Genomic DNA, 24,818 nt, shown 5'->3' on the forward strand with positions numbered 1-24,818 from the left:
GTCTCAGATCTGTGTAGCCGGTAGCCAGGTAGATCCTGCGGAACCCGGAAGCATCATTCAGCATGAAAGATCTCTCCGATCCGTGACAGGAGTTCTGCTGAAACGGAATTGGATATCTCTACAGAAACCGCTCCTTTTCGGATGATGATATCTGGCTGGAATCCATTTCTGACAGACTCCTGTTTTATTGGAAGGCTGATCTCTGCAAATGAGATCTTTTGCGGTCTGGTTTCATCTGCCGGGGCTGTAATAACCGAAAGTTCCTTTGATGCCGAAGCTTCAAAAGCTTCTTTTCTTAAGATTCTTTGCCAGTAAAAGAATTGTTTGTCTGAGATTCCATTAGCCCGGCACCATTTGGTCTTATTCATGCCGCTGTTCAAACATTCATTCATGATCTGGGTCCAATGCTCAATACGGACCTGACGTGTGATCTTATCCATAAGATTGCTCCTTTAAAAAACTTTTAGTTTTACAAAGAGATTATCTCATGGTTTTAGGCAAAAAGCACGGTACTGGTTATTTACCGTATACCTGTGTGAAATCTCACCTTAACGATAAACCCACATGTTGCCTTCCCCTCAGACCACAGAGTCGGCACTCCAATTTATGGTATTTCGGCGCTCAATTGCTGTCCCTGCAACCTTGCTGTCTACGCTTAGCCCATTACATTGCTGTAATACACTCAAGACTCGCTTCAAATGCTGTGGTTAGCAGCTTATTTGACAGGATTTCCACCTGTCGGATTGCACGCCCTTTGCTGGACGCACGGTCTGGCACCCGGTATTCCCATTCGACACCTTTCGACATCATTTGAACTTTTGTTCACACTTTGTTAACGGTACCTGACCCGGAGCTCCACGGAGCTCCATTGCTACCTGACCCCAAGCAGCCCCCTCAGACAGATGACTCTAATCTGTCTGTTTGTCGTGTCCAAAACTGACAATTCTCTCACTTTTTCTTGTAATTTTATTGCATACATGTTGCTTTTTATCATACCGAACACTTTATCGAACATCTGGCTTAATGGCATTGCCCAGTGCTTTATTCTACATTAACAGGCCTAAAGACAATGGGGGAAAATCTTAATTTTCAGAATTTTCAGAGTTATCTGGCACTTAACCCCTATAAATTCGTTTTGAAGGAGCTCTGAAATACCTAAGCAATCAGTAATTTATATTTTTTTATATCTTTCAATAAGTCTTCATTTATTTCTTCAATATTTATTAATTTTGCATCACATACTTCTTTAATATATTCCTTAACAGTATCTCTTGATAAATCCACAACTCTTTTTTCCATGCTAAGAGATTCTTTAGTCAACATAATAATTCCACCTATTTTTTCATATGTAAGATTGCAAAAATCCACATGTAACTCTTCAAATCCCAAATACCCCGTTTTACCTTTTTTACTGAAATCTCTTTCTATGCTATATTTATCAAGCATATCATCGTCCAATATAATAAATCTAGATTTTTCAATCCCTGTAGTAGATAAAAGAATTGCTTTTATAGTATCTACTATATTGTCTAAAGACTCACATTTCCAGAACGAAAGAGTATTTCCTTTTGTTGTCCATTCCTGCTTTAGTAGATCAGCTGGGGTATTTCCAATATTAGGCATATATTTTAATTTATTTACAGTATTTGGTTTAGATAATTTTCTGATATAGTACATTTTTCCTCTCCAGGTTTTCTACTACATCCTTTATATAATCTTTCAACCAACCAGTTGTAACTTGTAAAGTTTTCAAAAGTGGCAATAACTCAACATCACTCCAGTTATCAATCAACTGAATGGTATATTCTTTGACACGTTCATCAGAATGATTTAAAAGGCCAGCCAACATCGCCACTCCCCAAGGTTTCACTTCCTCCAAATCGTATCTTAAAAGGGATCTACATATTCCAATCAAATATAAAGGATTATCAAAATTTCTAACATAGATATGTTGAATCACTTCTCCTAAAATTCTCATTTTATAATCATGCTCAATTTCTATAATTTTTCTTTCTGCAGATGAATATTCTTCATTTTCTTCATCAAATAAATTTAATTCTTCCTCCAATTCATATACAAGTTTCTCAATAACTCTATCTTTTTCTGCTTCTTCATCTATAATATTACGTCTTGCAAGCATTCTATTTAATTCTGAAAATCCGCTGTTATTTATAATTTCTGTCGATGTTCTCGTTTCTGCAAAAACAGATGTCTTTTCATTTGATTCTGAGCTATCAAAAGATACGGGTAATATTTTTACAGATGAAGAAATACTTTCCTCAGTATCTTTTGTTCCTTCATTTAATAAGCCTAAAAATAATCTTAAATATAAAGCCTTATTTTTCATCTTGTATCAATCCTTCAAGATCATCTTGTATTTCTAAGAAAATACTCCTAGCTTGTTTTTTAAATATCGCTATTGAATCAGATTCAAATCTAAAGTCCTTATTTTCAGGTATTGTATTAATATCCGTATGGCATATAATCCTTGTTTCTTTTGTCGTTTGCTCAGTTGCATATGTGTATTCTGTAATAATATTTAGACTTTCTTCAATACCATTAATGCTCATCATACCTCGTGCATTCGTTCTGGATGACCATTCCTTAATTGTTTTATTCTTATAGAATGGCCCAACGTACATAACCTGTTTTTCAAACACACTATTGCCATTACATATATTGCTTAAACAAGTAACATTTAACGCTAGTCTATTAGCAAAAACCTTTGCCTTCTTCATAATAAACTGAATAATTTCCGAAGCTATATTAAACTTATCTTCTATCCCTTCCTGATGATCAATATCAAAATTAAAAACACAGTCAATTCTATTTTCAGTACAAATAACTTGGCCTGAATTATCCATAGTTGAAAACGATAAGTCAGAAACATTTTCGATTGTACCTGTTTTAATATCTATTTTTTGAGAATTTACAACATTAGGAAGAAATTCTATTCCTGATAATTCCTTTAATTTAGGCATTAATACAGCTATATTCTCCGCATTTGGGAGTACTTTCTTATTACTAAATGCTGAAAGTTGAATTGTCAAAATTGCGCCCATGCGATACTGCTCCTCTCTCATTCTTGTAGTGTTATATTAGATATATTTAGCTTTTTTAAATAAAAAAACAATTTTCTAATGATAAAAGTATTGATCAGATATTAATACTTTTAAATTTAGATATTATTCATAGTCATAATCTTTTCAACCACATTCCATTTTATCCCTACATATGTACTTCCCTACTTCTACAAACACAGCCGACACATTAGCCTAGGCCTCAAATTAATGTTCAATAATTGGTACTTATTCACCTTACAATATTTCTTATATAATCTCCCCAATAATATTTCCGATATGAATTCATATAATTTAATCAATTGTGCAATGATATCAGTTTATACTGCATTCAGCATAACCGTTTCACTACATTTCATCCGAAGAACCTTTCAATTCCTGGCTACTTGCTGTTCTGTACATTAGTCCTATGGACGAAGTCCTTTTACAAGATTTTGAAACTCCTGCTCTGTATCCACAAAATGATAAGGTGCATACTCTCCATACGCTGTTGGCCTACTAATTGTTACAAGCTGTACTCCCTTGTAACCGACTGCTCGATTCAGTTCCCTTTTTAATTCTACCAGATGTTTCCCATGAGTTGTTTTTAAAGCAAAACAACCATGTGTATCACGATCTTTCGCTACCAGATAACACATTATTCAGCACCTCCTTAAATTCTTGCTCATTTCGAATCAATCCACTTTCATACTTTTCACGCATTACTCTTCCTGTTTCTATCGGATAATTCTTCTTATATAGGTAATCATGTAACCAGTTATTCAGCTGTCTGTCAAATAGCGTATTAAACTGGATTTCTATAGGATAATGTCTTCCACTTTTCTGATAATACACATGAACACCTCTGTATCCATCATCCACTGCTTTTCCTTCTGTCATATCTGCGACTCTGAATTGCGAAGAGCCTCCTTCTAATATTTGATCGTAACTATCACAAAAAGCCCGAAACCCCAGTATATCATTAAATACTTTCCGCGTCTGATGATCTGGATAGTAACGGTCATACTTCAAAAGTATGGAATCCAAACTCTTTATCCTATAATCTAGCGCAATATCTGAAAGGATTTCCAGTTCATCCAACCACTCAGTCAGCTCAATCAATTCAGCAATTAATATATCCTTATCAAAATAATGCAAATTCTTCTTCAATGGAATTCCCATATGTGACTCAAATGACAACGCATCCAGAATTTCCATCGATAAACCATTCATTTTCAGCAACTGCTCATTCATAAGCACACCTCCTGCTTATCAGGATTCTTTAACTATGCTACCACAGATATTTTAAATTATCAAGGCATTAATCATTCCTCTATTAATAGGGATTTGGATGCGATAAAAATGAATGTAAAAGTATTCCTTTACATTCATCTTATCTAACCTCTAGCCCGTCCCATTCTCTATACCGAAATCCAAGTAATAACAACAGTTACTTTCATTTTTGTTCGAATTTGCATTCCAATATGGTTCTATTAATACTCAAAAGAATGATCTCAGCAGCTACAACTGTCACTGCATTTACATTCCAGTATGGTTCTATTAATACGCTGACATTACGGAATTGGTGTACAACCTTATTTCATTTACATTCCAGTATGGTTCTATTAATACTCTGAAAAAGACAATTGAAGATAATCATTTTGATTTATTTACATTCCAGTATGGTTCTATTAATACAGACTACCGGAAGAATCGTTAAACAGCGTGATTGGCATTTACATTCCAGTATAGTTCTATTAATACTAAGCACCAATGTTCCCTCTGGCTATTCCTATTTTATATTTACATTCCAGTATAGTTCTATTAATACCTGATATTGATGATTATGAACAGTCAGAAATCATGAATTTACATTCCAGTATAGTTCTATTAATACATAATACTTGCTAACACATCCTCTGTTTTCTCCACCTATTTACATTCCAGTATAGTTCTATTAATACTGATGCCGGAGTTGTACTTTTTTTCTTTTTACTTTTATTTACATTCCAGTATAGTTCTATTAATACCCTTTATCAAACACTCCTGCAAATAAGCCTTATCCTCAATTTACATTCCAGTATAGTTCTATTAATACCCCGTCTTCCGCAAATTCCTTTCTGATAAGCATTATTCTACCACTTTCTGTCGACCTTGTCATTTCTTATTTTTTCGGGGTCCATAATCTTCTATTATGATCCATTAAATCACCTGTTTTTCCTTAAAATAAAGGCTTTGTCGACCTACCGCTCTTTTTTCCTTATCTCAGGTCGACAATTTTCTTTCCGAAATTAACGTTTTAAAGTGCTTTACTATTTTTTTACTGGCATCCAAGTAGATGCCAGTTTATACTCTTTTTACAGAACTTTTATCCCAGCTTTCGAGTACCTGACCCCACTGTGGTCCAAACAGATGCCAGTTTATACTCTTTTCACAGAACTTTTATCCCAGCTTTCGAGTACCTGACCCCACTGTGGTCCACAGATACCTGTCTGCACACTGGATCATCCAGTTTGCCATGACCTGTCTGGAGATATGGATGTCATTCCGCAGGAATTCCTGGCTGATCCTATAAAGAGGAAGGCCGTTTACGTACTTGGCATTCATGATGCTTGCTGCAAGTGATGGAGTGAGCAGGCTGTTACGCAGCAGATCTTTTGAGCGGTCTGCTTTTATGATCGTCTGGTTGTCCCTGCCGGCATAGACTGCCACGTGATGTTCCTCAACGGTATAGACAGCAGGCTGTACACGGACTCTTTTATAAATCTCATCCGGAAGCTGCTTCCATCCATCTGTGCCAAAGACATCCCGGAGTTTTTCTTCTGACAGGGTATGGCTGATCACTTCAACCGGAAGATCCTTCAGATCTGCCTCGCGTTTTCCCTTACTCTTACGATGGCGCGGCTGTATCACATCTTCCTCAGCAGGCTCGACCACATACAGTGTTTCCGTAAGTGCTTCAGCCTCGTTAAAGATAAGTTCCAGTTCCATCTGTCCGGAGATCGTCTCCAGTTTTTCGGAAGAACGGCCGTAACGCTTGTTGTTTGCGTCAGCGATCTGCTCGATAAGGCGCTCCATGTTTGTATTCAGCTGGCTGATCTGATCCTACATGGACAGGATGACTGCCATGAGTGTTTCCCTGCTGAAACTATTCAGTTCTTCTTTTGTATATACTTTTGCCATGGATGCCCTTCTCCTTTATCTGATGTCTTTATTGTAACGCAAAGATAAAGAAAAAGCGAATCCGGCAGATAGAGCATCCGTCATTTTTACCAATGGATGAACACTCTGAAAAACTCAAAAAACTAATAGTTTTTCGGGCTTTTCAGAGTACTTATCCACAAGCCCCGTAAATGGCCTGAAAGTACTCCTTAATAAATGAAGACAGCGGATCATGAAAAGTGGATAACTTTTTTCTGAGCTTATAATGACCGGAAGATATTTTTTTATTTTCTCTGTTTTGCACAGGACTTTATAAGACTTTCCCCGGTCTGACTTCCTGGATCGGATGGCGTGCAACAACTTCAAGTCCCTGCATGAGATACTGGTACTGCTCCGGTGTGATCTCCAGTGCTTCTTCTTTCGTGCGGGGCCAGTTAAATGCGCCCAGTTCCAGTCTTTTGTATAAGAGTAGGAAACCATCGCCTTCCCAGACCAGCCCTTTGATACGGTCAGTCCGCCTTCCGCAGAACAGGAACAGAATATCTTTCTGATACGGATCCAGCTGAAAATTGAACTTGATAATGGATGCAAGCCCCTCCATACCACGTCTCAGATCTGTGTAGCCGGTAGCGAGATAGATCCTGCGGAACCCGGAAGCATCATTCAGCATGAAAGATCTCTCCGATACGTGACAGGAGTTCTGCTGAAACGGAATTGGATATCTCTACAGAGACCGGTCCTTTTCGGATGATGATATCCGGATGGAATCCATTTCTGACAGACTCCTGTTTTATTGGAAGGCTGATCTCTGCAAACGAGATCTTTTGCGGTCTGGTTTCATCTGCCGGGTCTGTGATAAGCGAAAGATCCTTTGATGTCGAAGCAGCAAAAGCTTCTTTTCTGAGGATCCTTTGCCAGTAAAAGAATTGTTTGTCTGAGATCCCATTAGCCCGGCACCATTCAGTCTTATTCATACCGCTGTTCAAACATTCATTCATGATCTGGGTCCAATGTTCAATGCGGACCTGATGTGTGATCTTATCCATAAGATTTCTCCTTTAAAAAACTTTTAGTTTTACAAAGGGATTATCTCATGGTTTTAGGCCAAAAGCACGGTACTAACTATTTACCGTATACGTAGATCCTGCGGAACCCGGATGTATCATTCAGCATGGAAGATCTCCTCAATCCATGACAGGAGCTGTGCTGAAACGGAATTGGATATCTCTACAGAAACCGATCCTTTTCGGATGGTGATATTTGGCTGGAATCCATTTCTGACAGGCTCCTGCTTTATAGGGAGACTGATCTCCGCGAATGAGATCTTTTGCGGTCTGTTTTCATCTGCCGGATCTGTAATGACCGAAAGTTCCTTTGATGTCGAAGCAGCAAAAGCTTCTTTTCTGAGGCTTCTTTGCCAGTAAAAGAATTGTTTGTCTGAGCTCCTATTGTCTGTACCACTCGGTCTTATTCATACCTCTGTTCAAACATTCATTCATGATCTGGGTTCAATGTTGAATACGGACCTGACGTGTGACCTTATCCATAAAATTTCTCTTTAAAAAAACTTTTAGTTTTATAAAGGGATTATCTCATGGTTTTAGGTAAAAAACACGGTACTAGCTATTTACCGTGTACTTAAAAAAGACGGTATCGCTTGGAAATACGCTTCTCTGGCGATTCAGTTTCCAGTAGGTGGAATTCAATGATTCGATGGTATTTGTATTAAGAGAAGTATAAGCTCTTTCTGATAAACTACAAAGTAATTATTTGATTATAAGCAAGTAACAAAGTCAAATTGTAAATGTCTACTTAAATAAGTGTATGTGTTTTATCAAAAATAAGTTCTGATCCAATCTACCAGGAAATCAAGCATAGATAAAAAAGAGCTTAACCTTTAACATTAAAATATTTTCACAATATATTTCCATAGGTATAATAAATGAAAATTTATTTGTAATATTTGTCAATCTGCGAATAGAAAAAATAATATAAAGATACTATAATCATAAAAACTAAAGAGGAGGTATTACCATGCGAGGAAGTGAAGTAAATATTAATTTATCAGAAATGAAAGAATGGACATCAGCTTTAAAAAGTTCTGATACTATGAAAATTATAGCATTGGAAAATGGGAATATAGCGATGGGTGCAGAATTGAGAAAAAGTATGTCAGAGAAAATGGCAGATGCATGGAAAATAAAACTCTATGCGACAGATGATATGAAAATATTAGCAGTACATCCAGATATAAATAGCGATTTCAGATATCCTAAAAATGGAAGAAGAAAATTTAAATCTTATGTGGAAAGCTTAAAGAATAAAGGTTATAAAATCCCGGCAACCTATAATGTTGAGTGGAATGAGAAAATACAGTCATGGGTAGGAATTTTACAGGAAGTAGCAGAAAGTCCGCGATTGACAAATGGAAGGAGAAAAAATGCGAAATAAAATTTCTCGTTACGAAGAAAATCAGGTTGACAGATTTTTATATGATTTGTATTTACTGTGGGGCGGAAACCTTGATGAAGATATGTGTATAGGAGAAGGATGGATTGTATATTTGGAAGGAAGAGAAAAATATCAATATGATATTGGTGATGCAGAATATTGGGAATATGTACGCACGAATGTAAAAAAATTATTTCTGGATTTAAGAAAAATAAGAAATAACAGGATTCGTATAGAAAGCCGGCTTTCATTAAATCAGAGATTTGGAGAGGAAAAAGAAGAAATAGGGGCAATCTTTCCGGGAAAAACAGGTGATTTTGCAAATTATGTTGCACTGTGGGACTATGCTGAAAGATTAGGATCTATAAAATATGAAATTCTTAATTTGATGAATGCACGGGAAGAAGATTATGACATTATGAGAATTTTACATTTGGATAAAGAAGATTATTATGGCTTAAAGAAAGAATTAAGAGAAGATTTTCTTTATTACTTGGAATGTGCATAAGTTATAAAAGGAGAAAAAACTATGGAAGAGGGGTATATGAATCCGTTTGTTGAAATGGGAGCTTCATTGGCGGAGTTAGTAATAAAAGGGACCGCATCTGCAGTAAATAAAAAAATCAGAGCTGCTAAAGAGATAAAGGATTCTGAAAAATTAAGAATTATGTATGATGAACTGATCAATGAAGTTCTTCAGGAAAGAGAAGAAGCGGTTCGAATCGCTCAGGTATATAAAGCTGAATTGGATAGAATTGAAATCAGTGATAAAGATATCGAACATTTACATAATACAGTTTCAAGAGTTCTGGAAATAATAAAAGCGATTCAGCTAGCAGGAACGCTTGGAAAACCGGAAAGTGAAAGAGAAAAAATAGAGATACAGGTTCAAGGATATGAGCAAATAAAAGAATTAATTAGTGTAGATACACTAAAATCAATGCAGCTGTTAGGATTTAATTATAAAGCAGCGATTGGAGAACCACTGACACAATTATGTGCTAATGCGATAACTGGTTGGGGAAATAAGAATAATTACCATAAAAAAAGATAAATTATAAAAAGTGAGAGAAAATGAAGCGGATATGAGCAATCCGCTTCAGAATATATCAGAAAGCAGGAATAATACATGGAAAAAGGCTATATCTGGCAGGGTGAGTACGGAAAAAGATCACATTTAAAACCACTATTTAAAGAATTATTGAAAGAACAGGATACCTCTTCTTTGGAGATGATGGCAATTTTTGTAAATAATAATCCATATAATTTTGAATTTTATATTGCTATGATATATGATATCCCAAGAGAAAATCATGTAGAAAAGATGATGGAATTATTTGAAAATGCAGGGTTAATTTCCAGAAATGATCTTACTTTTTCCATGCTTATGAAGTCAATGGGAGATAGAAGATTTAATTCCTGTACATTTTTGAGTGAAAAAGAAGTTGATTTACAGTTTGAATCTATGTTTATTTTTTCGGAAATTGAAGTACTGGAAGAGTGCGGATATTATATGCGACCGTTTGGAAAGGAAAAACAGATTTTTATCAGTCATTCATCAATGGATAAAAAGGATGTGGAAATGATAATTCCATATTTGAATGGACAGGATTTGCCAGTCTGGTTTGACAAATACAGTATTCCGGTTGGTACATCAATTACGGAACAGGTGCAAAAAGGAATTGAAGAATCAGATATGGTGATTTTCTGGGTGACAGATAATTTCTTGAAATCAAATTGGTGCAAAATGGAAATGAAAGTGTATATAGGCAGAATGATAGAAGAAAATATACGTATGTTTATTGTAATGGATGATGAAATAGAAATTAAAAAACTCCCATTATTTTTAAGGGATATTAAGCATCTTCGAAGAGAACATCGATCAGTAATAGAAATAGCGGAAGAGATTGCAGGAATTATTAAGCAAATGTAATAAAAGACAAGAGAGGTGTTTAAATGTTCTGTTAACTGCAACAAAGCCAGTTCATTTGTTTAACGCGGAGGATGTCGAACTTTGATTAAAATTTGATAAAATGGTTGCAAAAACATATCATTGATGATATAATCGTAAAATAAAAATTCGAAAGAGAAAGAAAGTATAATATAAAAATGCAGAAAAATGTAGAAGAATACATGACAGAAAAAGAAAGACGGGAAAAAAGGCTGATGATATATACAGAGGAAATTCAGAAAAAGGTCCTGCAGAATTCAGAACAGGTCATTCAGAAGCTGGTAGAGGAGAGGCATCGTCAGCATATGACACAGCAGGAAATTGCGGATATTACAGGAATATGCCCCTCGAATCTTGCGAGATTTGAGGGTGGAACAAGAATTCCAACATTGCTGGTGCTTGAAAAATATGCCAATGCTTTAGGAAAACGTGTGGTAATAGAAATATGTGACGAGTAAAATAGGATAGAGATAGAACACTGTTAATTTAAACATTATTAAATAACTATCATTAATGATAGTATCATAAAAGGGATGATGATATAGCTAGAAAATTAAGAAGCTGGTTTCCGGGTGCTACCTATCATTTAATGCATCGCGGAATACGCAGAAAAAGTATTTTTGAAGAAATAATAGATTATCAGGTCTTTCTGGAACTGTTAAAGAGGGCTCTGGAACATTACGGATGTAAAATTCATGCATATTGTCTTATGACAAACCATATTCATTTGCTGCTTGAAACAGGAGAGCAGGAAGTATGGAAATTTATGAAATATTTATCCGGATGTTATGCAATATACTACAATCATAAATATTTATACAGCGGACATTTATTTGAGGGCCGTTACAAGTCTTGTCTGGTAAAAGATGATACATATTTTCTGCAAACCAGCCGGTATATTCATTTGAATCCGGTAAAAGCCAGAATAGTAGAACATCCTGAAGAATATCCGTGGAGCAGTTATGTAACTATGATTGGTTTGGGCGATGATAAAATAACACAATGCAGAGAGACACTGGCATACTTTCCGGGAAATAACATGTATCGTTACAGAGAATTTGTAGAGGATTTCAGCCACAAATATATTGTGCAGGAGCAGGAAATCAGAAAGAGTATAGGTGAGGATGAATTATGGCTACCGTGGTAAAGAGCTTTGCAATACAGGGGATTGATGGATATCCGGTGGATATTGAAACCAAGATGCTTGATGGACAGCCAATGATTTCAATTATCGGTCTTGGAGATCAGGCAGTAAAAGAAGCTGCAGAGAGAATACAGGCAGCTATAGATGAAAGCGGTTATGTTTTTCCCAAAAAACGTGTAATTATAAGTCTTGCTCCCAGTGATAAAAAGAAAAGCGGGTCACATTTTGATCTAGCAATGGCAATAGGCGTATTACAGCAAAATGGAGATATTGGTGCGAAAAATATAGAGGATTATGGGTTTATAGGAGAATTATCATTAAATGGGCAGCTGCGAGCGTGCAGAGGAATTCTTCCGATGATCATAGCAGGGCAGAAAAAAGGAATTCATAAAATCATAGTACCAGAACAGAATTTAAGAGAAGCAATGCTTGTACAGGGTGTGGAAATTTTGGGATTTTCCTGTCTGAGGGATGTAATCGCATATTTGGAAGGAAAAATATCAAAAAGAACAGAATGCTCAAAAGACAATACAGATTCGGGAATTCTCGGATATACATTGGATTTTTCAGAAGTAAAGGGACAGGAAGATCTTATTGAAGCGGTTGTACTGGCAGCTGCTGGCGGTCATAATATGTTGATGATTGGGGAACCAGGATGTGGTAAGACGATGATTGCACAGAGAATTCCAACGATTCTTCCTGAAATGACAGAAGAAGAGTGTCTGGAAGTAACCAAAATTTATAGTATATCGGGAATGCTGCCTAATGGACATGCATTAATAAAGTTCCGTCCGTTTCGGGCACCACATCATAATGCATCTTTGAACGCTTTGATTGGTGGAGGGGTAAATGCAATGCCTGGCGAAGTTTCATTGGCGCATAATGGAGTTCTATTTCTTGATGAACTGGCGGAGTTTTCAAGACGTACGCTGGATGCCCTGCGTCAGCCGGTTGAGGACAAAAAAGTATGTATTTCTAGAGTGAATGGTACCCATACATTTCCATCTAATTTTATGTTTGTCACAGCAATGAATCCATGCCCTTGCGGATATTATCCTGGAACAAAATGCAGATGTACAGACTATGAAGTATTGAAATACAGGGGAAAAATTTCCGGCCCCATTATGGACAGAATTGATATTCAGAAGGAAGTTCATCCAGTGAATTTTTTTGAAATAACAGGTGAAACGACGGGATATTCTTCCGAATTATTAAGAAAAAAAGTTGAAATAGCCAGAAAAATACAGCAGGAAAGATATTCGGATCAGGCAGGAGTTAACTGCAACGCACAGATGACAACAGCATTGATTCAAAAATACTGCGAATTAGACCAGGAATCTTTGAAATTGTTAAGAAAAACCAGTGAAGAATACGGTTATAGTGCAAGAGTGATACATAAACTGTTACGCCTGGCACGAACCAGTGCAGATATTGATAAAGAAGAGAAAATACGTTTGCAGGATATCCGGAAAGTGTTGGATTGCAGAGATCTGGATAAGAGCAACAGTAAAATGGTGGTGGTAAAATAATGCTTTTTGATATATGGCTGACTCTTCTTCCTTATATAGGCCCCGTGAAAGCACGGTATTTACTGAAACAGTTTGGAAATGCAAAAACGGTATATAATGTGGAACCGGCTGAAATAGAAGAAATGAGGGGATTATCTTTAAGGCAGAAAAAAAGTCTGATAGAAAACAAATCTTTGAATAAGGCAGAGCAGATTCTTCAAAAATGCAGAAAATACAATATATCTGTTCTGACAATAGAGAATCCATTATATCCTGACCGAGCAAAAATGATTAAAGATGCACCAACCGTTATTTATTATAAAGGAACTATCAAAAAGATGGAAAAAACAGTGGGGATCGTAGGAGCGAGAAGATGTAGCCAGCAGGATAAACGGAAAGCTGTGAAAATAGCAGAATATTATACAGAGAAGCAGAATGCAATAATAAGTGGTATGGCTAAAGGGATAGACAGTTATGTTCAGACCGCCTGCCTGAAACTTGGGGGATATACTGTTGCTGTTCTGGGGAATGGGCTGGATATCTGTTATCCGGAAGAACATAGGCTGTTAATGAAAAGAATTGAAGAAAAAGGACTTTTGATTTCTGAGTATCCGCCAGGGACACTGCCTGCAAAATATAATTTTCCACGTCGAAACCGTCTGATAAGTGCCTGGTCGGATGAACTTGTTGTAATTTCTCCCGGAAAAGGAAGTGGTTCACTGATAACTGCAAAATATTCCGAAAATTATGGCAGAAAAGTGAAAATAATTGTCCAGTCAGAAGTTGCCCGAGACTTCACAACATGAATAAAATGTGGTAGAATCCATAATATATGTTTTCAGATGAGCAATTACCAAAGGAGAAATACGAATGAATAACCTTACATCATTATTTTTGTCACAGTCTTACCAGGATACTTGGGAAGATTATAACCGTTCGCTTTCATCGGAGAATTTTCCCAAATGGGATTACATTATTTTGACTGCTTCTAACGAAAATCAGGCAGCCGGTTATCGTAGTCAGATTGAATCCAGAAAAGATTTTTTACCGACGGAAACACATTTTGCAGTAATTCCGGATGAAGGAAATGTCAGGGTGGGATCTGGTGGAGCAACGCTTTCTGTCCTTCGCTATATTTATCAAAGAGAAGAGAAATTGAAAGGAACGGGATCATTTGCAGGATTGCGTATTCTTGTTATTCATTCGGGTGGTGACAGCAAGAGAGTCCCCACTTATTCTGCATTGGGCAAACTTTTTAGTCCGGTACCACATAAATTACCAAATGGAAAATCTTCCACACTGTTTGATGAGTTCCTTATTGCAATGTCTTCAGTTCCATCCAGAATTCGTGAGGGAATGTTACTTCTTTCCGGGGATGTTTTACTGTTGTTTAATCCGCTTCAGATTGATTTTCCAGGAAAGGGAGCAGCAGCCATTTCTTTTAAAGAAAATGTCGAAACCGGTAAAAACCACGGTGTTTTTCTTAACAGTGAAGATGGAAACGTAAAAAAATTCCTTCACAAACAGACGGTAGAAACACTTCGGGAAATGAGAGCGGTCAATTCGAATGATTGTGTAGATATTGATACAGGAGCAGTGATTTTTTCAACAGATATGTTGGCCTCTCTTTATTCGTTGATTTCTACAACGGAAGACTATCACAAATATGTAAATGATACAGTCCGGCTTTCTTTATATGGCGATTTTCTTTATCCGCTTGCCGAGGATTCCACATTGGAACAGTTTTATGATGAAAAACCAGAAGGAGAATTCTGTGCAGAACTTCATGAAGCAAGAACAGAAGTGTGGAAAATATTAAGACCTTACAGAATGAAACTTCTACGACTTGCTCCGGCCAAATTTATACATTTCGGTACAACAAGAGAGATTCTTGCTCTGATGAGTGGTGGAGTGGATGATTATAAGGCTCTTAGCTGGAGTGAGAAAGTAAACAGCAGTATCAGTGGAAATACTGCAGGTTATAACAGTGTACTGTCAGGAAAGGCTTCTATTGGTGAAAACTGTTATCTGGAAGTTTCTTTTGTACACAGTAAAGCTGTTGTGGGAAAAAATGTAGTTCTTTCATATATTGATATCCATGATGAGCAGATTCCTGATAATGTAGTGCTCCATGGACTGAAACAGAAAAACGGAAAATTTGTCTGCCGTATTTACGGAGTTGAGGATAATCCTAAAGAGAACAGGCTGTTTGGGATGAATTTGGAAGAAGCATTGGAAAAGGTAGGAATTCATGGAGAAGAGGTATGGGATCAGGATGAACATCTTCTGTGGTTTGCAAAAATTTATCCAGAATGTGATAGTATTAGAGAAGCAGTAGAAGCTGCACTTAATTTATTTAGTCTCTTACACGGTGATGGAAATATAAGTTCCTGGAAGAATACACAGAGAAAGTCACTCTGTTCTGGATTTAATGATGCAGACGCTTCTGCAATCATTGCATGGAACAAAAGAATGGGTGAACTTGTAAGAATGGATGAGATTGCCAAAGACATCCGTTATGGAAAACCGGCCAAAGAAACAGAAGCCCTGGCTCCCCTGACTAAGCTTCAGGAGAACTGGCTGAAAAAAAGACTGGGCAGAGCTGATTTTTCCGAGGCAGTTCGTTTGAATTATTATATTGGAACAGCACTTGGAAACAGACAGGGTGATAAGTATATTGCGGAAAGCTTTAAAACAATTTCCGGACAGATTTTGGAGGCTACGCTTCACAATCTGGAATATAATGATACCTGCAAGATTGTAAGTGAAAAACATACAGTAAAACTTCCACTTCGTGTGAACTGGGGTGGAGGCTGGAGTGATACCCCGCCAATCTGCTGTGAGATGGGTGGAACAGTATTAAATGCCGCGATCAGTCTGAATGGTGAACTGCCGGTGGAAGTAACTCTGATAAAAATTCCGGAAAAGAAAATTATATTTGACAGCCGTGATATGGATGTACATGGAGAATTTGATTCTATTGAAGAACTTCAGAGAACGGGAGATCCATATGATCCATTTGCGCTGCAGAAGGCATGCCTTCTTGCCTGCGGAATTATTCCGGCAGAAGGTGGAAGGCTGGATGAAATTCTTACGCGTCTGGGCGGTGGATTTGAAATGCATTCGGAAGTAACCAATGTACCGAAGGGAAGTGGGCTTGGAACCTCCTCCATTCTTTCAGCAGCCTGTGTAAAAGCTGTATTTGAGTTTATGGGGATTACCTATAAGGAAGAAGAACTTTATGCACACGTTCTGGTTATGGAACAAATCATGTCTACCGGTGGAGGATGGCAGGATCAGGTTGGTGGAGTAACCAACGGGATTAAATATATTACCAGTAAGCCGGGGTTGGATCAGCAGCTTAAAGTAGAACATATTGAACTTCAGCCGGAAACAAAAAAAGAGCTTAATGAACGATTCTGTTTGATTTATACAGGACAGAGACGACTTGCCCGTAATCTGCTTCGTGATGTTGTTGGGCGTTATGTTGGAAATGAACCGGACAGCCTATATGCACTGAATGAAATTCAGAAAGTTGCAGCACTGATGCGATTTGAACTGGAGCGAGGTAAGATTGATGAATTTGCCTCTCTGTTGAATTATCATTGGGAACTTAGCCGTAAGGTAGACGCAGGCAGCACAAATACTTTAATTGATCAGATATTCCTCTCCATAGAAGATTTGATTGATGCAAAAATGGTATGTGGTGCCGGTGGCGGTGGCTTCCTCCAGGTGATTTTGAAAAAAGGTGTTCAGAAAACAGATGTACATAAACGACTGAAAGATGTATTTCAGGATAATCCTGTAGATGTCTGGAACTGTGAAATTATGTGAGAACAAGTGCCTTTTTATAAAATTTGAGGATTAAATATGCAGTATACAGATCTGGAACAACAAAGGAAATATGTAGTTGAAAAACTTCAGGAACAGCCGGATCCGGAACATTTGTGGGAATGTATTCTTGCGTTTCAAGGATATGAATTCAGAACGATATCAGGTCTTCCGTTTACTTATCAGCTAAAAAAAGGAAAAAATGGTAATCTGACAAAAGAATTATGGATCGATAGACGAAAGAACAGTAAGAGTCTTGCATGGAGTTCGGTATTGAAAGCATTTGAAAAAACGGAGGGCAGACCTGTAGTTGTCAGGCCCAAAGCGCTTGGGGATATTCGGGGAGTATCGTATCTTTATGGTATATTTTATCGCTTTGGTCTAATCGAAATGCCGGAAAAATCAGAACGATGCAATTGACTTTTGTACTATCCTACGGTAGAATATATTCGGCTTATTAAAAGATGTTACAGGAAATGGAAATACTGGTAACATAAGACTACATTATTAAAGAAAGAAAAGGAAATAGCAATGGTGAACAATTTAGACAGTAAATTAGAGAACAGCACGATATCTGCAGTATCTGCGCCTGACATTAATGATGACGAAGTGGAGATTGATTTAAGAGAAATTTTTTATGCTTTGAAGAAAAAAATCTTGCTGATTCTGATGGTTGCTCTGATTGGTGGATGTGGTGCAGGTGCCTATACACAGTTTATGATGACTCCGATCTATAGCTCAACATCCAGTATGCTGGTACTTTCGAAAGAGACTACTCTTACATCACTGACGGATCTGCAGTTGGGTGCCAGCCTGACCAGTGATTATACGGTACTGATTAAAAGCACGCCGGTTCTGGAACAGGTCATCGAGAATCTTAAACTGGATATGACAGCAGATCAGCTGAGAAATTCGATCACAATCAATAATCCGACGGATACACGTATTCTGGAAATTACAGTGAATAATGCAGATTCAGCCCTTGCAAAAGAGATTGTGGATGAAGTTGCCAATGTTTCCTCTTCTTATATTGGAGATAAGATGGAAGTTGTTCCGCCTAAAATTATTGAGGTTGGTAAGATTGCTACAGTCAGAACTTCACCAAGTGTAAAGAAGAATACAGAGCTTGGCTTCCTGCTTGGACTCGTAGCATGTGCAGCGATTGTTGTAATTCTTGCAGTGATGGATGATACCATCAAGACAGAAGAGGATATTGAAAAATATCTGGGAATTTCTGTTCTTGCAAAGGTTCCGGACAGAAAAGATTTTGCAAATAAGAAGAGCAATAAAAGAAATCGTCGCTGAATCAATGGAGGAATCTGATCAATGAAAAAAATCACATTAACAGATAAACGTAAATCAAATTATTATTATAATGAAGCTATTAAAACTCTGAGAACCAATATTCAGCTGTCTGGTCAGAGTATCAAAACAATTCTGGTTACAAGTTGTTATCCGAATGAAGGAAAAAGTGATGTAATTCTCAGCCTGGCACAGGAGCTTGGCAGTATTGGAAAAAAGGTGCTTCTTCTGGATGCGGATATCCGAAAAACAGCATATGTAGGACGTCTTGGTGTTGAGGAAGAAGTAAAAGGCCTTTCCGAGTTTTTGAGCGGTCAGGCTAATGTCAATGACATTATTTATGAGACCAATTTCCCGAATATGGATATTATATTTGGAGGTCCTACGGCTCCGAATCCGTCAGGCCTGCTTAGCGAAAATGTATTTCAGGTATTTCTGAAAAAAGTCAGGGAATATTACAGTTACATACTGATTGATACACCGCCGATTGGAACTGTTATTGATGCAGCAGTAATTGGAAGATGCTGTGATGGAGCAATTTTCCTGATTGAGCCGGGAAGCGTACGGTACAAGGATGCACAGAAAGCTATGTCACAGTTAGAGAGAAGTGGATGCCAGATACTTGGAGCTGTTATGAATAAAATTGACAGTAAATCAGATAAATATTATTCTTCTTATTATAAACATTATGGAGAATATTATCGGAAAGCAGATGAAGAAAATAAATAATAGAAAGCTGGGAAAAAGTGAACGGAAATAGAAGAAACAGCAAATGGATAAACATATTGTTGGCATTTATCTGCATTGTGTTAATTGGAGTTCTGGGAGCAATTTTTGTTACTAGCAAGAAATCTGAAAGAGAAGAAGCACAGAGACTGGAAAAACTTGCAAGTGATCAACAAAAAGGGATCGAAGATTATGAATCTGTAAAAGAACATGCTGCAGAGCTAGAAAAGGAAGATGGGTCAGAGACAGATTCATCTGTAGCTTCAGAACCGGACGATTCGACAGATAGTGCTGATGAAGCGGACAGTACGGAAAGTTCTGAAAAAGAAAATATTTCCGCGGCGGATGAGACAGAAGATAATACTGACAGTACAGATTCAACTGCAGATGCAGAAAGAACAGTTTCAGGTGTAGTATGCTGGGGAGATGATCTGATTAATGGCACTGATTCAGATACATATTCCTATATGGCAGTACTTCAGAAACTTTTGGCAGAAAATGGATACAGTAATCTTACTGTGATCAATAAAACGCTGCAGGGAGGGGGAACTCTCTCCATGATGAAAATGGCAGGGGTAAGTGATTCAGTTCTCCAGAGCTATATTACGAAACATCAGCAGGCAGCTAACGGTGCACAGTTGAATGTGACAGAGACAGGAATTCGTGATCTGACAGAAGAACAGACCACAAGAAATGATATGGATTGTATTCCGGTTATTTTTATGGGATATTATGGGGGCTGGAATCATGATCCGCAGGAACTTACTGAGCAGCAGGAGAATATCTTAAATACATTCCAGAATAAAGATGAATTTATTGTGGTTGGAACTAGGCCAATGGATGGTACAGTAACATCAGAGGCTCTGGACGAGGTGCTCAGTCAGAAGTGGGGAGAACATTATATCAGCCTTGCATCTGTAACATCTCAGCCGGCTTCGACCAAAGAAGCACAGCAGACAATGGCGGAGGCAATTCTGCAGAAACTGGAAGAACTGGGATATATCAGTAAAAATTAAATTTGCCTAAAGGAACAGAAATGAAAAATTCAGAAAAAAATAAGGTACATCAACGAAAGCGCAATTTAATAATACTGGTTATTCTGATTATATTAGTTACGATCCTGGGAGGCGGATACTATTTCTGGAATCAGAATGCTTCAGAAACAGGAAACGGTATTTCAGAAGAAGGCGCCGAAGGTCAGGCAGTAACGGATGAAAATACGGTCCAGTATCAGGGAAATACATATAAATATAACGATCATCTCAGTAATTATCTGTTTATGGGAATAGATACCAGAGATAATGTAGACAGTTATGAGTCTCAAGCAGATGCAGGACAGGCAGATGCTATTTTTCTGGTTTCCATGGACAGAGCTACAGAACAGTTGAAAGTTTTATTTATTCCCCGTGATTCCATGACAAAAATAGAAGTACTTAATCCGTCTGGAAAGAGTTTTGGCATGACAACGGATCATATTAATATTCAGTATGCGTACGGGGATGGAAAACAGAAAAGTTGTGAGCTGATGAAAACAGCCGTATCCAATATGTTAAATGGGCTTCCTATTCAGGGGTATTGTTCCATGAACATGGACGGAATTTCGACAATTACAGATTTTGTTGGTGGTGTGGAAATTACAGTACCGGATAACAGTCTGGAAGAAGTAAATCCTGATTTTAAGGAGGGGGCATCTGTAACGCTGACCGGTGAAAACGCCGAGCAGTTTGTGCGATATCGTGATACAGAAAAAAGCCAAAGTGCACTTGTGCGTCAGGAGCGTCAGAAAACATATCTTCAGGCTCTTTTGAAAAAGGTACAGGAGCAGGCTTCGGAAGATGCCGGTTTTGTAACAGATCTGTATGACAGTATCCGTGATTACACAGTTACCAATATGGGAAATGATATTTTTGCAAAACTTCTCGTTGCATCCAGAAATGGAATTGCAGATACACAGACAGTTCCAGGTAAGGGAACAGAAGGTGAAAATTTTGATGAGTATCAGATTGATGAAAATAAGCTGTCAGAAATGATTATTTCCATGTTTTATGAAAAAATGGATTGATATTATGATCTATTTGTTTTACTATGTATACATATGGGGTAAATGAGATGTTTGCCTTATTATATACAGTTATGTTACATAAGAGATGGATGGTACGAAAGTACTGTTATCTAAATAATTTTTTACTCAAAAGGAGAGGTGCATTATGAAAATGGCAAAGAAATTCATGGCACTTGCGTTAGCTGTTGTCCTCAGTGTAGGATGTGCATTTTGCGTTAGCGCAGATGGAAGTCGTACCAAGAACATTACAGTAAGTCAGGAGCAGTCCAAGATCTATGAAGTCCTTCAGAAGATTGAGGAGACTGACGGGTTTAAAGAGCTCAAAGAAGAATACCCGGAAATTGCGGAAGTATTACAGAAAGTTGGAGAAGGCAAGATGGATATGAAGGAATTTATTGATTTCCTGAAAACTCTTGCTACAGAAGAAAAAGATGAAACCCGTAAGGCTAAACTTGAAGATGTAATTGAAAAACTTGAGAAAAAAGAGTTTGTTACAGGGTTTGTTCAGTTTAAAGTACTTGACTTTGATAAAGCTGTAAAAAGTGCAGAGGATGAAGATAAGTATGAGGTAGATCTTTCTGTTCCAAGCATCACAGATGAGATGGAGAATATTCAGCTGTTATGTTACAATAAAGAAAAGAATGAATGGAGCATTGCTGAACCAATCAGTGTTGACAAGAAAAATAAGACAATTAAAGTTGCTCTGGAAGATCTCTGCTATTTTGCTATTATCGCAGATGCGAAAGAGGAAAACACTACAAAATAATTTGTTTTAACTGAATAATTTCAGTACAAAAAAACAGCTTTATGATATCAGAACGGGATATCATGAAGCCGTTTTTTGTTTTATATACAAGGAAAAATGATATGAAAGTTTCTAGCACACTTAAGGAAGTTAATGCACTTGAAGAAGATTATAAAACAAAAAGCAGAGAAATTTTTGTGCAAAACTGCTCAAAAATACTCATATTAAGGACTGACTTTTGGAAACACAAGGCCAGTCTTTAAAATTTTTTATTTTGGGTGTAAATCTTTTGTTGTAATCTGGGAATTGATGTGGCATAATAAATGGGAAAATGTTAAAAATAAGAAAAATCCGGATTAAGGAAATGTAAAATTACATTTTCGGGATAACACGGCTCCTGACAGATGCTGACAGGAAGCGAGTATGACAAAGGAGAAAATTATGGCAATTTTTTCAATGATCTTATCTTTGTTATGTGGAGTATCATTATTTTTATTTGGAATGTCCTTAATGGGCGATGGTCTGAAGCTGGCAGCCGGTAATAAGCTGGAAGCGTTTCTCTATAAGATGACCAATACTCCACTGAAGGGTGTCGCACTTGGTACTGGTGTTACCAGTGTGATCCAGTCGTCTTCTGCGACGACTGTTATGGTAATCGGTTTTGTAAACTCCGGTATGATGAAACTGAAACAGGCGATAGGTATCATCATGGGAGCAAATATCGGAACCAGTATTACAGGCTGGATCTTATGTCTTTCTTATATTGAAGGATCCAATGGTATTGCAAGTATTCTTTCCACAGCAACAATTTCAGCTGTTGTGGCAGTTATTGGTATTATTTTCCGTATGTTCTGTAAGCGAACCTTACATAAGAATGTAGGAAATATCATGCTTGGTTTTGCGATTCTGATGACAGGTATGCAGATGATGAGTGGAGCGGTATCTCCTCTTCGTGAAAGTCCGGTATTCATTAAGATGCTGACCATGTTTTCCAATCCGATCGCAGGTATCCTTGTTGGTATTGCATTTACCGCAGTACTGCAGAGTGCATCTGCAACAGTCGGTGTACTTCAGGCGCTGTCTGTAACCGGAATCTTGACATTTGCGAGTGCGTTTCCGATCGTTCTTGGTATTGGTGTCGGTGCTGCATGTCCGGTCCTTATTTCTGCGATTGGAGCCAATAAGAATGGTAAGAGAACTGCTCTTGTGTATCTGATCAATGACCTTTTTGGTTTGATCCTCTGGTCAGTGATCTTCTATACAGTAAATGCATTTGTACATTTTACATTTATGGATATGACGATGACACCGGTAGCGATCGCCCTTCTGAACACAGTCTTCCGTCTGGCGACAGTTATTGTGCTGTTCCCGTTTATTCCAAAGATCGAGAAGCTGGTATGCTGGCTTGTGAAGGATAACAAGGAAGATTTGGAAGATGAGGCAGACTTTGATCTTCTGGAGGAGCGTCTTTTGAATTATCCGGCTCTTGCTATTGCACAGTGTCACCGTGTAATGAACGGAATGTCCAAGAAACTTCGTAAAAACGTCAACAGAGCCATGAACCTTCTGAATGATTATCAGCAGGATAAATATGATAAGGTTCAGCGAAAAGAGGATCTGATCGACAAGTATGAAAGCCGTCTTGGAGAATATCTGATTCAGCTAACCAAGAGAGAGATGAATTCCGCACAGACAAGACAGACTTCACTGTATCTGCATACGATCAATGACTTTGAGCGTATTGGTGATCATGCTTCTTATATTGCACATATGTCCAGTGAGATGCATGATAATCACACGAATTTTTCTCAGGAAGCCTGGGATGAACTGAATGTTGTTATGGAAGCAGTTCGTGAGGATATCAATATAACCTGCAATGCTTTTATGAAAGATGATAAGGAAATGGCACAGAGAGTAGCACCTCTGGGAGCTGTGATCACAGGACTCTGTGATGTGCTGAAGATGCGCCATGCAGAACGTCTGAGCCAGGGCAAATGCGGACTGGAGGAAGGAACAGTATTCAGTGATATCCTGAACAGTTTCTGCCGTATTGCAACTCACTGTGCAAGTGCCATGGTTGCGCTGATGAAGAGTGGAGAGACCGGTTCAGATCTTCATATCCATGATTCCAAGATCTATCCTACAAACAGTGTGGAGTATTATCAGTATTTTAAGGAATACGGACAGAAATATGATATTGTAAACCAGGAAGGTCATATGCTTAGTATGGAGCCGGAAGAGGTAGAATAAAAAATTCAGGCAGCGGAGTAAAAAATAATCTCCGCTGCTTTTTTTCTACCACGGATATTTACCCTTTTTAGCATAAGGAAGAAGTTTACCATCGAATTTAATGATAACACGGTGATTTCCCTCTGCATCTTCGGTCACATCTACATCCAGTCCGAAATCTATAGCGCTCATGATGGCGTTTCCACCCTGTTCGTGAATAATGTCTTTGATGGCAGGACCGTAAGTATCAATAACTTCATGAAGTCGGTAAAGAATCGGATCAGTATTTCCCTTATAAGGATGGCTGTTGAGAAATGCAGTAGCGGATGGACTGATTTTAAGCGCTTCTGCAAGTTTCAGTGTGTATTCTTCCGGAACATACTGCTGTCCTTCAAACACAGAAGCGAGCCATACTTTATTGACTCCTATGAGTTCAGCTAATTGTTCGTAAGTCAGCCCGGAAGCTCTTTTTGCTGCTTTTAAAGATTCCAGTTCGTCAGCATGTTCCAGTCGGGTAAGATAATCAGCGTTATTCATTGGTGTCATAATAGATTCCTCCTTAAGTAATAATCTTAAATAAATAATTGTATAAAAAAAACGAGATGCCTTAAAAAGGTACCTCGCTGTACAAAAACAATTATAGTTCAG

26 protein-coding genes and 1 CRISPR repeat array are annotated in these 24,818 nt (G+C 37.7%); of the genes, 16 read left to right on the forward strand and 10 right to left on the reverse strand.

What is annotated here, in order from left to right:
* Window positions 1-53: 53 nt before the first annotated feature.
* The 9 genes from tnpA (GPK88_RS00485) to tnpA (GPK88_RS00525) form a co-directional block, all read right to left on the reverse strand.
* Entirely contained in the window at window positions 54-440 is a 387-nt protein-coding gene (gene tnpA / locus GPK88_RS00485) for an IS66 family insertion sequence element accessory protein TnpA (protein WP_148446810.1), read from the reverse strand.
* A 715-nt stretch (window positions 441-1,155) separates the two neighbouring features.
* Entirely contained in the window at window positions 1,156-1,677 is a 522-nt protein-coding gene (locus GPK88_RS00490) for a hypothetical protein (protein ID WP_215707448.1), read from the reverse strand.
* Window positions 1,652-2,347: a hypothetical protein gene (locus GPK88_RS00495; protein ID WP_173763012.1), complete on the reverse strand. Its 696-nt coding sequence runs from the start codon at window positions 2,345-2,347 to the stop codon at window positions 1,652-1,654. The genes GPK88_RS00490 and GPK88_RS00495 overlap by 26 nt, the downstream gene beginning before the upstream one ends.
* Entirely contained in the window at window positions 2,337-3,062 is a 726-nt protein-coding gene (locus GPK88_RS00500) for a hypothetical protein (protein WP_173763011.1), read from the reverse strand. Before GPK88_RS00500 ends, GPK88_RS00495 begins: the two co-directional genes overlap by 11 nt.
* A gap of 425 nt (window positions 3,063-3,487) precedes the next feature.
* Window positions 3,488-3,718: a DUF6718 family protein gene (locus GPK88_RS00505; protein WP_173763010.1), complete on the reverse strand. Its 231-nt coding sequence runs from the start codon at window positions 3,716-3,718 to the stop codon at window positions 3,488-3,490.
* Complete coding sequence (locus GPK88_RS00510) at window positions 3,690-4,313, reverse strand: RelA/SpoT domain-containing protein (protein ID WP_173763009.1); 624 nt, start codon at window positions 4,311-4,313, stop codon at window positions 3,690-3,692. Before GPK88_RS00510 ends, GPK88_RS00505 begins: the two co-directional genes overlap by 29 nt.
* 216 nt (window positions 4,314-4,529) lie before the next feature.
* A CRISPR array of direct repeats spans window positions 4,530-5,157; the repeat unit is 30 nt; unit sequence ATTTACATTCCAGTATAGTTCTATTAATAC.
* 344 nt (window positions 5,158-5,501) lie between these two features.
* Complete coding sequence (locus GPK88_RS00515; protein ID WP_243279046.1) at window positions 5,502-6,137, reverse strand: IS66 family transposase; 636 nt, start codon at window positions 6,135-6,137, stop codon at window positions 5,502-5,504.
* A gap of 394 nt (window positions 6,138-6,531) precedes the next feature.
* Window positions 6,532-6,891 carry an IS66 family insertion sequence element accessory protein TnpB gene (gene tnpB / locus GPK88_RS00520; RefSeq protein WP_148446808.1) on the reverse strand — a complete coding sequence of 120 codons (360 nt, stop codon included), beginning with the start codon at window positions 6,889-6,891 and terminating at the stop codon, window positions 6,532-6,534.
* A complete protein-coding gene (gene tnpA, locus GPK88_RS00525; RefSeq protein WP_195566328.1) occupies window positions 6,881-7,267 on the reverse strand; it encodes an IS66 family insertion sequence element accessory protein TnpA in 387 nt (128 codons plus the stop codon). The genes tnpB and tnpA (GPK88_RS00525) overlap by 11 nt, the downstream gene beginning before the upstream one ends.
* Before the next feature lie 988 nt (window positions 7,268-8,255).
* Between tnpA (GPK88_RS00525) and GPK88_RS00530 the strand changes: the two genes are divergently transcribed.
* The 16 genes from GPK88_RS00530 (at window position 8,256) to GPK88_RS00605 (ending at window position 24,191) form a co-directional block, all read left to right on the forward strand.
* A complete protein-coding gene (locus GPK88_RS00530; protein WP_215707449.1) occupies window positions 8,256-8,672 on the forward strand; it encodes a hypothetical protein in 417 nt (138 codons plus the stop codon).
* Window positions 8,647-9,180, forward strand: coding sequence for a hypothetical protein (locus GPK88_RS00535; protein ID WP_215707450.1), 534 nt, complete (start codon window positions 8,647-8,649; stop codon window positions 9,178-9,180). The genes GPK88_RS00530 and GPK88_RS00535 overlap by 26 nt, the downstream gene beginning before the upstream one ends.
* A gap of 21 nt (window positions 9,181-9,201) precedes the next feature.
* Window positions 9,202-9,726, forward strand: a complete 525-nt coding sequence (locus GPK88_RS00540) for a hypothetical protein (protein ID WP_148447055.1) — start codon at window positions 9,202-9,204, stop codon at window positions 9,724-9,726.
* A gap of 75 nt (window positions 9,727-9,801) precedes the next feature.
* Entirely contained in the window at window positions 9,802-10,605 is an 804-nt protein-coding gene (locus GPK88_RS00545; RefSeq protein WP_215707451.1) for a toll/interleukin-1 receptor domain-containing protein, read from the forward strand.
* 176 nt (window positions 10,606-10,781) lie between these two features.
* Window positions 10,782-11,081 (forward strand): type II toxin-antitoxin system RelB family anti-toxin, encoded by a 300-nt coding sequence (relB, locus tag GPK88_RS00550; RefSeq protein WP_195566324.1) that lies wholly within the window; start codon window positions 10,782-10,784, stop codon window positions 11,079-11,081.
* Window positions 11,082-11,212: 131 nt separating this feature from the next.
* Entirely contained in the window at window positions 11,213-11,770 is a 558-nt protein-coding gene (locus GPK88_RS00555; protein ID WP_148447051.1) for a transposase, read from the forward strand.
* Window positions 11,755-13,296, forward strand: coding sequence for a YifB family Mg chelatase-like AAA ATPase (locus GPK88_RS00560; RefSeq protein WP_148447049.1), 1,542 nt, complete (start codon window positions 11,755-11,757; stop codon window positions 13,294-13,296). Before GPK88_RS00555 ends, GPK88_RS00560 begins: the two co-directional genes overlap by 16 nt.
* Before the next feature lie 122 nt (window positions 13,297-13,418).
* Window positions 13,419-14,081, forward strand: coding sequence for a DNA-processing protein DprA (gene dprA / locus GPK88_RS00565; protein ID WP_244094391.1), 663 nt, complete (start codon window positions 13,419-13,421; stop codon window positions 14,079-14,081).
* Between the two features lie 64 nt (window positions 14,082-14,145).
* Window positions 14,146-17,109 carry a fucose pyrophosphorylase domain-containing protein gene (locus GPK88_RS00570; RefSeq protein ID WP_195566321.1) on the forward strand — a complete coding sequence of 988 codons (2,964 nt, stop codon included), beginning with the start codon at window positions 14,146-14,148 and terminating at the stop codon, window positions 17,107-17,109.
* 36 nt (window positions 17,110-17,145) lie between these two features.
* Window positions 17,146-17,526, forward strand: coding sequence for a hypothetical protein (locus GPK88_RS00575; protein ID WP_243278947.1), 381 nt, complete (start codon window positions 17,146-17,148; stop codon window positions 17,524-17,526).
* Window positions 17,527-17,637: 111 nt separating this feature from the next.
* On the forward strand, window positions 17,638-18,411 hold the full coding sequence (locus tag GPK88_RS00580; RefSeq protein ID WP_195566319.1) for a YveK family protein: 774 nt from the start codon (window positions 17,638-17,640) through the stop codon (window positions 18,409-18,411).
* A gap of 21 nt (window positions 18,412-18,432) precedes the next feature.
* On the forward strand, window positions 18,433-19,137 hold the full coding sequence (locus GPK88_RS00585; protein ID WP_195566318.1) for a CpsD/CapB family tyrosine-protein kinase: 705 nt from the start codon (window positions 18,433-18,435) through the stop codon (window positions 19,135-19,137).
* Between the two features lie 17 nt (window positions 19,138-19,154).
* Entirely contained in the window at window positions 19,155-20,150 is a 996-nt protein-coding gene (locus GPK88_RS00590) for a hypothetical protein (RefSeq protein WP_207743744.1), read from the forward strand.
* A 20-nt stretch (window positions 20,151-20,170) separates the two neighbouring features.
* Window positions 20,171-21,196, forward strand: a complete 1,026-nt coding sequence (locus GPK88_RS00595; RefSeq protein ID WP_195566315.1) for an LCP family protein — start codon at window positions 20,171-20,173, stop codon at window positions 21,194-21,196.
* 145 nt (window positions 21,197-21,341) lie between these two features.
* A complete protein-coding gene (locus GPK88_RS00600; RefSeq protein ID WP_195566313.1) occupies window positions 21,342-21,962 on the forward strand; it encodes a hypothetical protein in 621 nt (206 codons plus the stop codon).
* 420 nt (window positions 21,963-22,382) lie between these two features.
* Window positions 22,383-24,191, forward strand: coding sequence for a Na/Pi cotransporter family protein (locus tag GPK88_RS00605; RefSeq protein ID WP_173761581.1), 1,809 nt, complete (start codon window positions 22,383-22,385; stop codon window positions 24,189-24,191).
* 45 nt (window positions 24,192-24,236) lie between these two features.
* Here GPK88_RS00605 and GPK88_RS00610 read toward each other — a convergent pair whose 3' ends face one another.
* On the reverse strand, window positions 24,237-24,716 hold the full coding sequence (locus GPK88_RS00610) for a cyanase (protein WP_148447030.1): 480 nt from the start codon (window positions 24,714-24,716) through the stop codon (window positions 24,237-24,239).
* Window positions 24,717-24,818 lie beyond the last annotated feature (102 nt).

This window comes from Blautia sp. MCC269 (assembly GCF_018785655.1).
In the GTDB taxonomy this organism is placed as follows: domain Bacteria; phylum Bacillota; class Clostridia; order Lachnospirales; family Lachnospiraceae; genus Blautia_A.